Raw genomic sequence first — 14,168 nt, forward strand, 5'->3', positions numbered from 1 at the left:
GTCAGGCGTTTATGACAAATATGAATGGCCGCTGACATTTTCCATTTATCTGGCGTTGCTTTACTGGCGGCTATCCACAGTCCGCAGGAGCGAGGCGATGACAGCCACACCGATACTGGAAATGCGGGGAATTACCCGACGCTTCGGCAATTTTTATGCCCTGAAGGGCGTTGATCTCACGGTGTATCCCGGTGAGGTTCACGCGCTGATGGGAGAGAACGGCGCGGGTAAAAGCACTCTGATGAAGATTCTGGCCGGTGCCTATACCGCCAGCAGCGGGGAAATTCTTATTGAAGGCAAGCCGTACGCCCTCAAAGGGCCGAAAGAGGCGCTGGCCGCCGGGATCACCCTGATTTATCAGGAGATCAACCTGGCACCTAACCTGACGGTGGCGGAGAACATATTTCTGGGCAGCGAAATCGCGCCCGGCGGGCTGGTGAAGCGGCGACAGATGGCTGAAGAGGCGCAGCGGGTGATTGACCGGCTCGGCGCGCAGTTCAGCGCATGGGATCTCGTCAGCCGCCTGAGCATTGCCGAACAGCAACAAGTGGAGATCGCCCGCGCATTGCAACGTAACAGCCGCATTCTGGTGATGGATGAGCCGACTGCTGCGCTCTCCAACCGTGAAACCGAACAGCTCTTTGCGCTGATAAAACGGCTGCGCAGCGAGGGTATGGCGATTATCTACATCAGCCACCGCATGGCGGAGGTCTATGAGCTGTCGGATCGCGTCAGCGTGCTGCGTGACGGAGAGTATGTGGGCAGCCTGACGCGCGACCAGCTCAACGCCAGTGAACTGGTGCGGATGATGGTTGGACGGCCGCTCAGCGATCTGTTTAACAAAGACCGCGCGATTCCTTTAGGTGATATCCGGCTGGCGGTGAATCACCTGACCGATGGCGGCAAAGTGCATCCCAGCAGTCTGGAGGTGCGTGCCGGAGAGATTGTTGGCCTGGCCGGTCTGGTGGGCGCCGGTCGCAGCGAACTGGCGCAGCTGATCTTCGGGGTACACAAGCCGAAAGAAGGCGAAATCTGGATCGATGGCGAAAAAGTCACCATTCATTCGCCGCGCGATGCGATTGCGCGTGGTATCGGCTTCCTCACCGAGAACCGCAAGGAGCAGGGGCTGTTTCTGGAGATGGCCGCGCAGGAGAACATTGTCATGGCGACGCTGGAGCGCGATGCCAGCATGGGGCTGCTTAACCGCCGCAAAGGGCAAACCATCGCCAGTGAGGCGATCGCCTCACTCAATATTCGTGTCCCGCATGCTCAGGTGCGTGCGGGCGGCCTGTCAGGCGGCAACCAGCAGAAGTTGCTGATCTCGCGCTGGGTGGCAATTGGCCCGCGCATCCTGATCCTCGATGAGCCGACGCGCGGTGTCGACGTCGGGGCGAAAAGCGAGATCTACCGCATCATGCAGGAGATGGCGCGACAGGGCGTGGCGATCTTAATGATCTCCAGCGAACTGCCGGAAGTGGTCGGCATGAGCGACCGCGTTTACGTGATGCACGAAGGCACCATCGTCGGTGAGCTGGAGGGCAGCCACATCAGTCAGGAAAATATTATGACGCTGGCAACCGGTGCGCACAGCGCGTCAACAGGCGAAATCTAAGGAGACCACCATGACACAACTGGCCCGCACCAAAGCGCCGACGCTGAAACGCGCCCTGATGGGCGATCTGCTGCAAACGGTGGGTATCCTGCCGATTCTGATCCTGATCGTGGCGGTATTTGGTTTCGTTACGCCAAACTTCTTTACCGAAGCCAACCTGCTCAACATCACCCGTCAGGCCTCAATCAACATCGTGCTGGCGGCAGGCATGACCTTTGTCATTCTCACCGGCGGTATCGATCTGTCGGTGGGGTCGATGCTGGGCACCACGGCGGTAGTGGCGCTGGTGGCGTCGCTGGACCCGATGCTTGCCTCACTGACCATTCCGATGGCGCTGGGCGCGGGTCTGGTGATGGGGCTGTTTAACGGCATTCTGGTCGCCTGGGCCGGATTGCCGCCCTTTATTGTCACGCTCGGCACCTACACCGCGCTGCGCGGAGCGGCTTATCTGCTGGCGAACGGCACCACGGTGATCAACTCCGATATTAACTTTGAGTGGATCGGCAACGGTTATCTCGGGCCGGTACCGTGGCTGATTGTGATTGCCTTTGCGGTGATTGCCCTCTGCTGGTTCATCCTGCGTCGCACCACGCTGGGCGTTCATATCTACGCGGTCGGCGGCAATATTCAGGCTGCGCGTCTTACCGGGATCAAGGTGGGCGTCGTGCTGCTGTTTGTCTACGGCATGAGCGGTCTGCTGTCGGGGCTGGCCGGTCTGATGAGTGCCTCGCGACTCTACAGCGCCAACGGCAACCTCGGCGTCGGCTATGAGCTGGATGCGATTGCCGCAGTGATCCTCGGCGGCACCAGTTTTGTCGGCGGCATCGGCACCATCACCGGCACGCTGATTGGTGCACTGATTATCGCCACACTAAATAACGGTATGACGCTGATGGGTGTCTCCTATTTCTGGCAACTGGTGATCAAAGGCGCGGTGATCATCATCGCGGTCCTGATCGACAAATACCGTACCCGTCATCATGTGAGTTGAGGCTTAAAAGGGCGGATGGGTCCTTTAGCCTCCGCTCCCCCAAAAACGCCATTAAGCGGTTGGCACCTTGAAAACAGCAGGAGAAGGTCTATGCGTTTTAATCCGATTGTAACCGGGCTGCTGGCGGCAACGCTGTTCAGCACCGGCCTGGCTCAGGCAAAAGAACTCAAATCTATCGGCGTCACGGTTGGTGATCTGGCTAACCCCTTCTTCGTGCAGATCACCAAAGGCGCAGAGATGAAGGCGCGCCAGCTGGCGGGCGATAAAGTTAACGTCACGCTGGTCTCCAGCGGGTACGATCTCGGTCAGCAGGTCGGCCAGATTGATAACTTTATTGCGGCGAAAGTCGACATGATTATCCTCAACGCCGCCGACTCCAAAGGGATCGCCCCGGCGGTGAAGCGTGCGCGTGACGCCGGTATCGTGGTGGTGGCGGTTGACGTGGCAGCCGATGGTGCGAATGCGACCATCACCTCCGATAACACCGAGGCGGGCGCAATGGCCTGTAAATATATTTCTGACCGCCTGAAGAACAAAGGCAACGTGGTGATCATCAACGGACCGCCCGTCTCAGCCGTGCAGAACCGCGTTGAAGGCTGCATGAACGAGCTGAAAACCCATCCGGACATCAAGCTGCTCTCCTCCAACCAGAACGCCAAAGGCAGTCGTGAAGGCGGACTGGAAGTGATGACCGGTCTGCTCTCGGCTAACCCGAAAATTGATGCGGTATTTGCCATCAATGACCCGACCGCGATTGGCGCCGATTTAGCGGCGAAACAGGCGCAGCGCAGCGAATTCTTTATCGTGGGCGTCGATGGATCGCCGGATGGGGAAGAGGCGCTGAAGCGTAAAAACTCACTGTTCGTCGCAACCCCAGCTCAGGACCCGCAGGTGATGGCGGCCAAAGCGGTCGAGATTGGCTATGACATCCTGCAGGGCAAACCCGCACCGGATAAGCCGGTGCTGATCCCGGTGAAGCTGATCGATCGTAATAATATCGGCAGCTACCAGGGCTGGACGGTGAAATAAGCGTTAATGCGGCACCTTCGGGTGCCGCCTTCAGGAGGCCACCATGCTACGTTCAGAGGTTAACGACTACCTGCAACATACCCGCGAATTTTTCTGGCAGCAGGATGTCCATCTGCCACCGTGGGCTGATTACAGCGTGAGCCAGTGGCGCGCCCAGGACCGTGAGGCAGCGCAGGAGATTCTGGCACTGCGACTGGGCTGGGATCTCACCAGTTTTGGCGCGGCGGATTTTATGCACACCGGGCTGACGCTGTTTACCCTGCGCAACGGCTCGCCAGGCGGGCAGCCATGGCACAAACCCTACGCCGAAAAGATTATGCACGTGCGTGAAGAGCAGCTGACGCCGATGCACTATCATCCCCGCAAGATGGAAGACATCATCAATCGCGGCGGCGGCAATCTGATTGTCGAACTGCACAATCGCGACGGCGATGGGCTGGCTGACTCGCCGGTGGCGGTGTCGCTGGATGGCCTGCGTCAGACCCATGCCGCCGGAACACAACTGCGGCTCTCTCCGGGTGAAAGTGTGACGCTGGAAGCGGGCATCTGGCACAGTTTCTGGGGCGAAAACGGCTTCGGCGACGTGCTGGTGGGCGAAGTGTCGATGCCCAACGATGATGAAAACGACAATGTATTTTTGACGCCGCTGGCCCGTTTCAACCCGCTGGATGAGGATGAAGCGCCGCGCTGGCTGCTGTGTAATGACTATCCGAACGGCTTTTTCTGAAACGGTGTGCAGGTCCGCCGCCATCACAGCGTCGGGCCACCCCGATCTTCGCTCAGCTGCAACAATTCCGCACGGTGTTCAGCACCGTTCTGCCTGAGTTTTCTGATGCTGCGGGCGGGCGGCTCACCGAACAGCCGCGCATAGTCGCGGGTAAACTGCGTCAGACTTTCGTAGCCGACATCCGCCGCGACGGCGGCGACATTACCGGGCCGCAGTGCCAGCCTTTTGCGCGCCGCGTAAAGCCGCAGATGTTTCTGATACTGCAGCGGGGAAAGCCCGGTGCAGGCCCGAAAGCCCCGATGAAAAGCTGACAGACTCATGCCCGCAATCGTCGCCAGCGCCTGAATACGAATCGCGGCGGTATAGTGCGTGCGAAGCCAGACCAGCGCCTTTCTGATCTTCGCGAAATGCCCGTTCACTTCCGCCGCCTGACGCAGCACGCCGCCCTGTGGGCCCTGCAACAGCCGGTAAAGAATCTCGCGCTCCACTAACGGTGCCATCACTCCGATCTCCTCCGGCTTTTCCAGCAGGCGCACCATCCGCAGCCACGCATCCGCCAGCGCATCATCGACCCTGTTAACTGACAGGCCACTCTTCGTCGCAGAAAAATCGGTAACGGGCATCTGATGTAGCAGATCGCTGATGGCCGCGTAATCGAGCGTCAGACGCACGGCCAGATAGGGCGAGGCTTCGCTGGCATGGGTAATGTCACCCGTGGCGGGCAGGTCGAACGACGCCGTAAACATCTCTCCAGCGGAATAGCGTATAGCGCGGTCGCCCACCTGCAGCCTTTTTTCTCCCTGCAGGATCAGGCTGACGAACGGCGAGTAGATTTCCGGCGGCAGGGCCATCGGCTGGCTGACGCGATACAAATCCACGCGCGGAATCGCCGTCGCGGTGAGTGCGTCCGCCGCGCACGCCAGTATTTCCTCTCTCAACGCTTCAATACCCTTCATGCCACGTGTCTCCGGGGGTTTCCACGCCTGTCAGGAGAAAAGCAGGAACAGGCAAATTTTAGGCAGGATTGCAGCCGCCGCGCAATCGGCTGAGGATTATTCTCGCTGTCTGATCGTTTTACAGGAAAAAATTAAATGAGAATTGAAGACGCAGTGATCATGATTACCGGCGCATCGTCGGGGATTGGTGAGGCTACGGCGCGTGCGGCGCTGCAGGCGGGGGCGCGGGTTATCCTGCTGGCGCGGCGCAAACAGCGTATTGACGCTCTGGCTGAGACGTCTGTCAATGCGCTGGCGGTAGCCTGTGATGTCACCCAGGCTGACCAGATTGAACACGCCGTCAGACTCGGAATGGCACGCTTTGGCCGGATTGATGTGCTTATCAACAATGCCGGGCAGGGGTTGTTCGCGGCGATTGAGGAGATTGATGTGGCGGAATTCAGGTCGCTGCTCGACCTTAACCTGATTGCGCCGCTGATGATGATGCAGGCGGTGATCCCGCAGATGCGGCGGCAGGGCGCTGGGCGCATTATCAACATCAGTTCCGGGGCAACGCTGGCGACGTATCCGGGATCGGCGGCCTACACCAGTTCCAAGGCGGGGCTGAATAAGCTCTCCGGCGTGGCGCAGCTGGAGCTGGCTGATACCGGAATTACGGTCTCTGTTGTTCATCCTTTTATGACCGCCACGGAATTTTATCAGTCGGTGAAATCGGGACAGGACGTAGCGACTGAGCAGTCGCAGCAGAGCGCCGCGTTCGCTCACACTCCTGAACGCGTGGCCGAAACGATTCTCGCCGTCATCCGAAGCGGGGAAGCGCAGGTCGATCTGGTGCCGCGCGCCTATGGCGGGAGTTACGAGGGATAAGAGCGGGCCGCTGTTCACAGGCCCGGCAAGATGATTCAGGCGATCTGGCTGGTGCGCGGCGCGGTTTCGGGTTTCATCACGTCTGCCGAAAAGACGTAACCCAGACCGCGAATCGTGCGGATCAGGTCGGGCTGATGTGGGTTGGTTTCGATTTTACGGCGCAGGCGCATGATCAGCACGTCAATGGTGCGGTCAAACACATCGAGACTTTCGCTGTGCGTCAGTTCAAGCAGCTGATCGCGGGTCAGAACTTTGCGGGCATGACGCACCAGCGCACGCAGCAGGGTATATTCTCCCTGCGTCAGTGGCACCAGCTCGCGCTGCGGATTAAACAGCTGACAGCGGCCATCGTCCAGTTGCCAGCCGCCAAAACGCCAGCCCGCCTGTTCTGGATCGGGCTGCGTAATGCGTCCGCTGCGACGCAGAGCCGCCCGGGCGCGCGCCACGACCACGCGGGGATTAAAGGGTTTGGCGATGTAGTCGTCTGCACCCATTTCCAGACCCACCACCATTTCCGCCTCCGAACCCATGCCGGTCAGCATAATCACCAGCACGTCCGGGCGCTGCCGCTGAAGCTGCTGCAACACCAGTAGTCCATTGGTATCGGGTAGCATCATATCCAGCATCACCAGCGAAATTTCCGGGTGCTCGCTAAGCATGGAGAGCGCCTCGCGTCCCTGATGGCAACTGTAGACCGTTAACAGATGTTCACTTAACGCATCCTGCAGGACGTCGCAGACAGCAGGATCATCATCCACCACCAAAATCGCTGGCTTCATGGCGCGGCCTCAATGTTACGAAAGAGTTAATTCTGGAGTCTACACAGGCCATAAAAGGTTGCTGAGGCAGCGTGCTGAAACGTGACCCGCTTCGCCTGTGAGAGTACGGAAGCGTGCGCTGGCGCAGAGTTTTTCGGGGTTGCCTGTTTACAACAGGAAAACGATTGCGCGGGATCGGTGCATTGCACCATAATCGCGCCCTGTTTTGATTCGGAATCTTCTTAGACGCGTCCGGCGCTGCCAGGTAATCGATTGCGTCGGCAGATGGCATGGCAATTGCTTTGGGCAGTGGGTAAGACAGGGATTTCAGGCGATTCTGGCACGCACGCAGGCGGCAGCCGTTATCAACGTCCCAAAAACAGAATAAATCAGCATGCAAACCCCTTTGGCAAGTGAGACTGATGTCTCCTGTATTGAGAGATGATGATGTTAGAAAAACTATTCAAACTCAAAGCGCATAACACCACGGTTCGTACCGAGATTATCGCCGGGATCACCACCTTCCTGGCGATGGCGTATATTCTGTTTGTAAACCCGAGCATTCTGGGCGCGACAGGCATGGACAAGGGCGCGGTGTTTGTCGCCACCTGTCTGGCGGCGGCGATTGGTTGCGCGCTGATGGGGCTGATAGCCAACTACCCGATTGCGCTGGCACCGGGCATGGGGCTTAACGCCTTCTTCACTTACACCGTCGTGCTGCACATGGGCTACACGTGGCAGATTGCGCTGGGCGCGGTGTTTCTCTCGGCGGTGATTTTCTTCGCGATGTCACTGTTTAAAATCCGTGAGTGGATTATTGCCAGTATCCCGCTGCCGCTGCGCGCCGGGATTGGTGCCGGTATCGGGCTGTTCCTGGCGATTATTGCACTGGAAGGGGCGGGCATTGTGGTCGCTAACCCGGCCACGCTGGTGGGTATTGGCGATCTGACCAAACCTGGCCCGCTGCTGGCGATGCTGGGCTTTGTGGTGATCGTGGTACTGGAAGCGCGTCGCGTAACCGGTGCGGTGCTGATCGGCATTCTGCTGGTGACCTTTATCTCCATGGGCATTGGCCTGTCGCCGTTTGCGGGTGTCTTCTCTGCGCCGCCGTCGATTGCACCGACCTTTATGCAGCTGGATATCGCCGGGGCGTTTAACGTTGGCCTGATCAGCGTGATTTTTGCCTTCCTGTTTGTCGATGTGTTTGATAACACCGGCACGCTGCTGGGCGTGACCAAACGCGCCGGTCTGGCGGATGAGCAGGGCAACGTGCCGAAGATGGGCCGCGCGCTGATTGCTGACAGTGCGGCTGCGCTGTTTGGTTCACTGCTCGGCACCTCGACCACGACCAGTTATGTGGAGTCTGCGGCGGGCGTGAGTGCCGGTGGCCGTACCGGACTGACCGCGATTGTGGTCGGTGTGCTGTTCCTGCTGGCGCTGTTCTTCTCGCCGCTGGCCTCCAGCGTGCCGGTTTATGCCACTGCGCCTGCGCTGCTGTTTGTGGCGGTGCTGATGGCCTCCGGTCTGGCTGATATTGACTGGAAAGATATTACAACTGCCGCGCCGGTCACCGTCACCGCGCTGACTATGCCGCTGACCTATTCGATCGCTAACGGCATCGCGTTTGGTTTTATTACCTGGACGCTGGTGAAACTGCTCAGCGGTCGTGTGAAAGAGGTGAATGCGGCGCTGGTGATTCTGTCGATTCTGTTTGTAATTAAGCTGGGATGGCTGAGTGCTTAGCTGTTGCCTGGCGGCAGGGATGTTACGCCTTGCGGCGGGCTGGCGCTGAGCGGGTTACGCTGAGAAGGTTACGCCCGCCAGGCGGTGGGGAGTTTCAGGTCGCCCGTGCAGGCGGACGCGTCAAGGGGCGGACGCCCGCCCCTTAACAATCCCGGCGTCCGGCTGCCTGCGCGCCCCGCTTCGCGGGGTGCCTTCGTCACGCCCTGCGGCCCACGGACCGTCCGGACGCGCCATCCCTGGCGCGAACCGTCCTTTCGCCGACGTCCTGTCGGCTCATCCTCGCCTCCGGTTGTTCCTCAGCGCTTCGGATGCCTCTCACAAACCCTCGTCTGTGAGTTTTTTGAGCTGTCTGCTGCCTGAAGACCTTTTCTGAGACGTAAAGCGATAACGTACTCAACACAAAAAGAAGAGATAAAAGCGGGGAAGGAGGCCGTCAGAACCGCTGAGCGGATGAGGGATTTCAGGACGAGCGGCAGGGATGCCGCGAAGAGGCGGGTTCGCGCCAGGGATGGCGCGTCCCGGCGGTCCGTAAGAAATCCGGAAGAGGCGAAGGAACCGCGAAGCGGCGGTGAAGCAGGCCGGAGCCCGGGGTCAAGGGGGCGCGGCGACTGGCGCCCCCTTGTGGGTCGCCTGCAGAGACGTGACTGAAACTGCCCAATCCGCCAGGCGAACGAAACCTTCTCATAGCCCGTTCGCGCAGCGAACACCACCCTCGCCAGCAGCGAAAAACTTACCTGAAAGGCGGCTCATTAAACGTCCGCAGCTTCCGCGAATGCAGCTTATCGCCTTCGGCGCGCAGCAGCTCAACCGCATGGATACCAATCTGCAGATGCTCTGAAATCGCCCCCTCATAGAAGCGGTTTGCCTGACCCGGCAGCTTGATCTCGCCGTGCAGCGGCTTGTCGGAAACGCACAGCAGCGTGCCGTAGGGCACCCGGAAGCGATAACCCTGTGCGGCAATGGTGGCGCTCTCCATATCGACCGCGACGGCACGGCTCAGGTTAAAGCGCAGGGCTGACGCAGAGTAGCGCAGTTCCCAGTTGCGATCGTCCGTGGTGACCACGGTGCCGGTGCGCAGTCGCTGCTTCACTTCTTCACCTGGCATATTGCTGACGGCTTTCGTGGCGTCATACAGCGCACGCTGGACTTCGGCAATGCTTGGCACCGGGATGTCGGGCGGCAGGACGCTATCGAGCACGTGATCGTCGCGCAGATAGGCGTGGGCCAGCACATAATCGCCAATTCGCTGGCTTTCACGCAGGCCGCCACAGTGACCAATCATCAGCCAGGCGTGGGGTCGCATTACTGCCAGGTGATCGCAGATGGTTTTGGCATTCGACGGGCCAACACCGATATTGATCAGTGTAATGCCGCGACGATTCGGTGAGGTGAGGTGCCAGGCTGGCATCTGGTGCTTCTTCCACGCCAGGTCAGAGAGCATCGACTCGCTATCGGCGGTGTCGGCGGTCAGCACCACATCACCGGCGCAGGCCAGGCTGTCATAAGGGGTATTGGGATCGCGCACCTGTTCGATCGCCCAGCGCACAAACTCATCAACATAGCGGGTGTAGTTGGTGAACAGTACAAACGGCTGGAAGTGCTCCACGCTGGTGCCGGTGTAGTGACGCAGACGGGCCAGTGAAAAGTCGGTGCGCAGCGCGTCAAAGTGCGACAGCGGGAATTTGGCGTCAGCGTGGAACAGACCATCGGTGGTCTCATCGCCAATCTGCGACAGTTCGGTGGTCGGGAAGTGGCGCGCGATACCGGCGCTCATGGTGCGATCCAGTGACAGATCGGAGCCGTCGATCACGTAAGGATAGGGGATCTCCTGGCTGGACGGCCCCACGTCGATCTCCAGCTGATACTCCTTCTCCAGCATCTGAAGCTGTTCCGAAATGTAGTGACGCAGCAACGCCGGACGGGTAACCGTGGTGCTGTAGCTACCGGTGTGGGTGAAACGTCCCCAGGCACGCGTGCGGTTCTGTTGTGGACCTTCACCGTGCCAGGTAATGCGCAGCTCCGGGTAGACAAACAGTCCCCTGGCGCGATCGGCCTCGTCGGGCAGCGTGCCGTTTTCGGTAAAGACTTTAATCGCCGCGCGCAGCGCATCAACGGCACCGTCGTACAGGCGTTCAAGTTCATCCAGCGCCTGCTGGCTGGTCAGGTTTTTCCGTAATGTCGGCATGGTTTCTCCTTCCATTTTTTTCCGCAATTTGCCCCAAGCTTAGCGGGTTTGTTGCAGAGATTGGTGAAGAATCTGTGATCGCCTTTTTTTTGCACTAACGGCGAAGATAATCTGAGCAGTGCTGTTTTAAGAAAGAATCCGGCGCCCTTAAATCCATTAAGAAAATCTTTACTATTTCAGAAAAGAATCGCCATATTCAAATGCGATTCAGATAACAAAAGAGTGGCAAAGCAGGCAGCGGCAAAGCATTAACATCGGGTCATAACGTCAGGGAAATAATCAGGTTTGCTACAGCGGACGGGGCAGTGAGGCAGAATCTGCCGTAACGGGATTAAAAAGTTTGTAACCATGATTAATTTGCACCGGAAAGACTTTGCATATTTCTCTGCCCCCTATCATCATTAGATCTCGTCTGTCACTTCTGATTTGGTAATCCTTTGCAAAATCCTGGCGTAGCAGTGATGCAGGCGATCAAACGCACGGCGTGGTATCCGAAACGCCGCTCGTATCGCACGCTCTACTGGCGTGAAATATCGCCATTAGCAGTGCCTATCTTCTTCGAGAACGCCTGTGTGCTGTTGATGGGCGTACTGAGCACCTTCCTGGTCAGCTGGCTGGGTAAAGAGGCGATGGCGGGCGTTGGCCTTGCCGACAGCTTCAACATGGTGATCATCTCGTTCTTTGCTGCCATCGATCTCGGTACCACGGTAGTGGTGGCGTTCAGCCTGGCAAAACGCAACGGCAAGCGCGCGCGCGCCGCCACGCGTCAGTCGCTGGCCATGATGACGATACTCGCCTTTGTGCTGGTGATCGCCATTGAGTTCTGGGGCCACCTGATTGTTGATGCAATCGCTGGTGCGGCCGATCCTAAAGTGAAAGCGCTGGCGCTGAGCTATCTGCAGACCTCTGCCTGGAGCTATCCGGCTGCCGCCATTACGCTGATCGGCAGCGGGGCGCTGCGCGGTGCAGGCAACACCAAGATTCCGATGCTGATTAACGGCGGCATGAACATCCTGAACATCATCATCAGTAGCGTGCTGATTTATGGCTGCTTCTCGTGGGAGGGATTAGGGTTTGTCGGAGCCGGACTCGGGCTGACCATCACCCGCTACATCGGGGCGATCGCGGTGATTTACGTGCTGATGATCGGCTTCAACGCCTCACTGAAAATCACGCTGTCGAGCTATTTCCGGCGCTGGAACAGCAGCATTCTGATGGAAGTTTTAGGTATCGGTGTGCCAGCCAGCATCGAGTCTGTGCTGTTCAACGGCGGTAAACTGCTGACTCAGGTGTTTGTGGCTGGCATGGGTACAAGCGAAATTGCCGGTAACTTCATCGCGTTCTCGGTAGCGTCCCTGATTAACCTGCCGGGCAATGCGCTGGGTTCAGCATCCACCATTATTACCGGCACCCGTCTGGGCAGAAATCAGGTGTTTCAGGCTGAGCGTCAGGTGCGCCATGTCTTCTGGCTGGCGACGTTGTGTCTGAGCGTGATAGCGCTGCTGACGGTTCCCCTGGCCGGGGTGCTGGCGCGTTTCTACACCAGCGATCCAGAGGTGATCAATGTGACGAAGCATTTGCTCTGGCTTAACGCGCTGTTTATGCCGCTGTGGGCCGCGTCATGGGTGCTGCCCGCCGGACTTAAGGGCGCGCGTGATGCACGTTACACCATGTATGTCTCGATGTTCAGCATGTGGTGCGCCCGTGTGGTGGTTGGTTATTTGCTTGGCATTGTGCTGGGGATGGGCGTCACTGGTGTCTGGCTGGGGATGTTCCTCGACTGGACGGTGCGCGGCATCTTCTTCTGGTGGCGGCTCAACAGTGGTAAGTGGCTCAATCGCTACCGGAAGATGATCGCCAAAACCGGTTAGCGTTCTGCTTACGCCTTCCCTGATCCCGGGGAAGGCGTCAACTCTCATTCCCGCCCCAAAAAATAACATCTCCGTCACATCTCCAGACTTCCGGTCCTAAATTCAGACAGTTGCACAAAGCCAGCCTCGCCGGACAGGGTTAGCGTAACGCCTGCTGCGCACTGACGCAGAGACTACTTATCAAGGTGACCCTATGATCCGTCCTAAAACGGCGCTGGCGCTCCTGCCGCTGCTGTGTAGCTGCCCGCTGTGGGCGACAACCTTTGTCTATGTGTCGAATGCTGAATCCGGCACCGTTTCACGCTATCAGCTCAGTGAGGCGAACGGCAGCCTGCAATGGCGGGGCGATACGCCGGCCGGAAAAAAAATCATGCCGCTGGCGGCCAGCCCGGATGGTAAACATCTCTATGGTGCGCTGCGCAGTCCGCCTTATTCGATCATCAGCTGGCGCGTCACCGGCCCGCACGGCGATCTGAAGAAACTGGCGGTAACGCCGGTTGCAGCCAGCTTTCCGTGGATCACCACTGATAAGAGCGGGCGCTATCTGCTGGCCGCCTCCTATGACAGCGATATCGTCACCAGCAACCGGATTGATGACAAAGGGATTGTGACCGCTCAGGTCACGGGCGAGGTGAAAACCGGGCCACATGCTCATTCCGTCATCACCGACGTCACTAACCATTCACTCTACGTTGGCAATCTTGGCGCGGATCGGGTGCTGCAATATACCTTTGCCAGTGATGGAGCCATCACGCCGCTGGGCACCGGTTTTGTTCAGGGTGAGAAGAACAGCGGTGCGCGGCATTCGGTGATCTCGCCGGATAATCGTTTTCTCTATAACCTCGCGGAAATGAGCGGCACCATCACCCAGTTCCGGCGCGCGGCGGATGGCTCACTAACAGAGCTGAAACGCTGGCCGAATGCGGTGGCGAAGAAATATAACCTGCAGCATGGCGAGCAGCGCCCGGCGGGTTACAGCGATCCGACGCCGCGCATCTGGGCGGCAGACATCAAAATTACGCCGGATGGACAATTTATTTACGTAACCGAGCGCACCTCCAGTACCGTCAGCGGTTACCGGGTAGATAAACAGTCGGGCGAGTTAACGCTCATCGGCAGCTGGCCAGTGGAAAAACAGCCGCGCAGTATAGCTATTGATGCGCAGGGCAAATGGCTGATCGCCAGCGGAGAGAAGAGTGCCGTGATTGGCAGCTACGCTATCGATCCTGCCAGCGGCGAACTCAAACGGGTCGCTGAAGCGCCGGCCGGTAAAGGCGCGAACTGGGTGACGCTGATAAGGCAGTAACAGGCCAGTGTCTGGTGCTGGCTAATTGGCCAGGCAGGTGGCTTATGCCATTTCCGGCATAAGCAGCGCAGAAATTTTTGCTTCAGATTGCGCGCGCAAGCAGGTTTACTCAGGTTATTAACT

11 protein-coding genes are annotated in these 14,168 nt (G+C 58.6%); 8 read left to right on the forward strand and 3 right to left on the reverse strand.

What is annotated here, in order from left to right; genetic code table 11:
* The first annotated feature begins 97 nt into the window (after window positions 1-97).
* The 4 genes from HZZ01_RS02845 to HZZ01_RS02860 all read left to right on the forward strand — a co-directional run bounded on the left by HZZ01_RS02845 (window position 98) and on the right by HZZ01_RS02860 (window position 4,359).
* Window positions 98-1,612 (forward strand): sugar ABC transporter ATP-binding protein, encoded by a 1,515-nt coding sequence (locus tag HZZ01_RS02845; protein ID WP_179895425.1) that lies wholly within the window; start codon window positions 98-100, stop codon window positions 1,610-1,612.
* A gap of 10 nt (window positions 1,613-1,622) precedes the next feature.
* Complete coding sequence (locus HZZ01_RS02850) at window positions 1,623-2,603, forward strand: ribose ABC transporter permease (RefSeq protein ID WP_179895426.1); 981 nt, start codon at window positions 1,623-1,625, stop codon at window positions 2,601-2,603.
* A gap of 90 nt (window positions 2,604-2,693) precedes the next feature.
* Window positions 2,694-3,632 carry an ABC transporter substrate-binding protein gene (locus tag HZZ01_RS02855; protein WP_090959892.1) on the forward strand — a complete coding sequence of 313 codons (939 nt, stop codon included), beginning with the start codon at window positions 2,694-2,696 and terminating at the stop codon, window positions 3,630-3,632.
* Between the two features lie 43 nt (window positions 3,633-3,675).
* Entirely contained in the window at window positions 3,676-4,359 is a 684-nt protein-coding gene (locus HZZ01_RS02860; RefSeq protein WP_179895427.1) for a D-lyxose/D-mannose family sugar isomerase, read from the forward strand.
* 23 nt (window positions 4,360-4,382) lie between these two features.
* Here the strand turns inward: HZZ01_RS02860 and HZZ01_RS02865 are convergent, their stop codons facing one another.
* Complete coding sequence (locus HZZ01_RS02865) at window positions 4,383-5,315, reverse strand: AraC family transcriptional regulator (RefSeq protein ID WP_179895428.1); 933 nt, start codon at window positions 5,313-5,315, stop codon at window positions 4,383-4,385.
* Between the two features lie 135 nt (window positions 5,316-5,450).
* Between HZZ01_RS02865 and HZZ01_RS02870 the strand changes: the two genes are divergently transcribed.
* Window positions 5,451-6,182: an SDR family oxidoreductase gene (locus tag HZZ01_RS02870; RefSeq protein WP_179895429.1), complete on the forward strand. Its 732-nt coding sequence runs from the start codon at window positions 5,451-5,453 to the stop codon at window positions 6,180-6,182.
* A gap of 35 nt (window positions 6,183-6,217) precedes the next feature.
* Here the strand turns inward: HZZ01_RS02870 and HZZ01_RS02875 are convergent, their stop codons facing one another.
* A complete protein-coding gene (locus HZZ01_RS02875) occupies window positions 6,218-6,961 on the reverse strand; it encodes a response regulator (protein ID WP_179895430.1) in 744 nt (247 codons plus the stop codon).
* Between the two features lie 423 nt (window positions 6,962-7,384).
* On the opposite strand from HZZ01_RS02875, the gene HZZ01_RS02880 reads away from it, so the two are divergent.
* The gene (locus HZZ01_RS02880; RefSeq protein ID WP_218928096.1) at window positions 7,385-8,683 is read left to right on the forward strand and encodes an NCS2 family permease; all 1,299 of its coding nucleotides are present in this window, start codon (window positions 7,385-7,387) and stop codon (window positions 8,681-8,683) included.
* A 730-nt stretch (window positions 8,684-9,413) separates the two neighbouring features.
* Here HZZ01_RS02880 and HZZ01_RS02885 read toward each other — a convergent pair.
* Window positions 9,414-10,868: an AMP nucleosidase gene (locus HZZ01_RS02885; RefSeq protein WP_179895431.1), complete on the reverse strand. Its 1,455-nt coding sequence runs from the start codon at window positions 10,866-10,868 to the stop codon at window positions 9,414-9,416.
* A 461-nt stretch (window positions 10,869-11,329) separates the two neighbouring features.
* On the opposite strand from HZZ01_RS02885, the gene HZZ01_RS02890 reads away from it, so the two are divergent.
* Both HZZ01_RS02890 and HZZ01_RS02895 read left to right on the forward strand, forming a co-directional pair.
* Complete coding sequence (locus tag HZZ01_RS02890) at window positions 11,330-12,739, forward strand: EmmdR/YeeO family multidrug/toxin efflux MATE transporter (RefSeq protein WP_179895432.1); 1,410 nt, start codon at window positions 11,330-11,332, stop codon at window positions 12,737-12,739.
* A gap of 193 nt (window positions 12,740-12,932) precedes the next feature.
* Window positions 12,933-14,045 carry a beta-propeller fold lactonase family protein gene (locus HZZ01_RS02895; protein WP_179895433.1) on the forward strand — a complete coding sequence of 371 codons (1,113 nt, stop codon included), beginning with the start codon at window positions 12,933-12,935 and terminating at the stop codon, window positions 14,043-14,045.
* Window positions 14,046-14,168 lie beyond the last annotated feature (123 nt).

This window comes from Pantoea sp. WMus005 (genome assembly GCF_013415305.1).
Taxonomy (GTDB): Bacteria; Pseudomonadota; Gammaproteobacteria; order Enterobacterales; family Enterobacteriaceae; genus Pantoea; species Pantoea rara.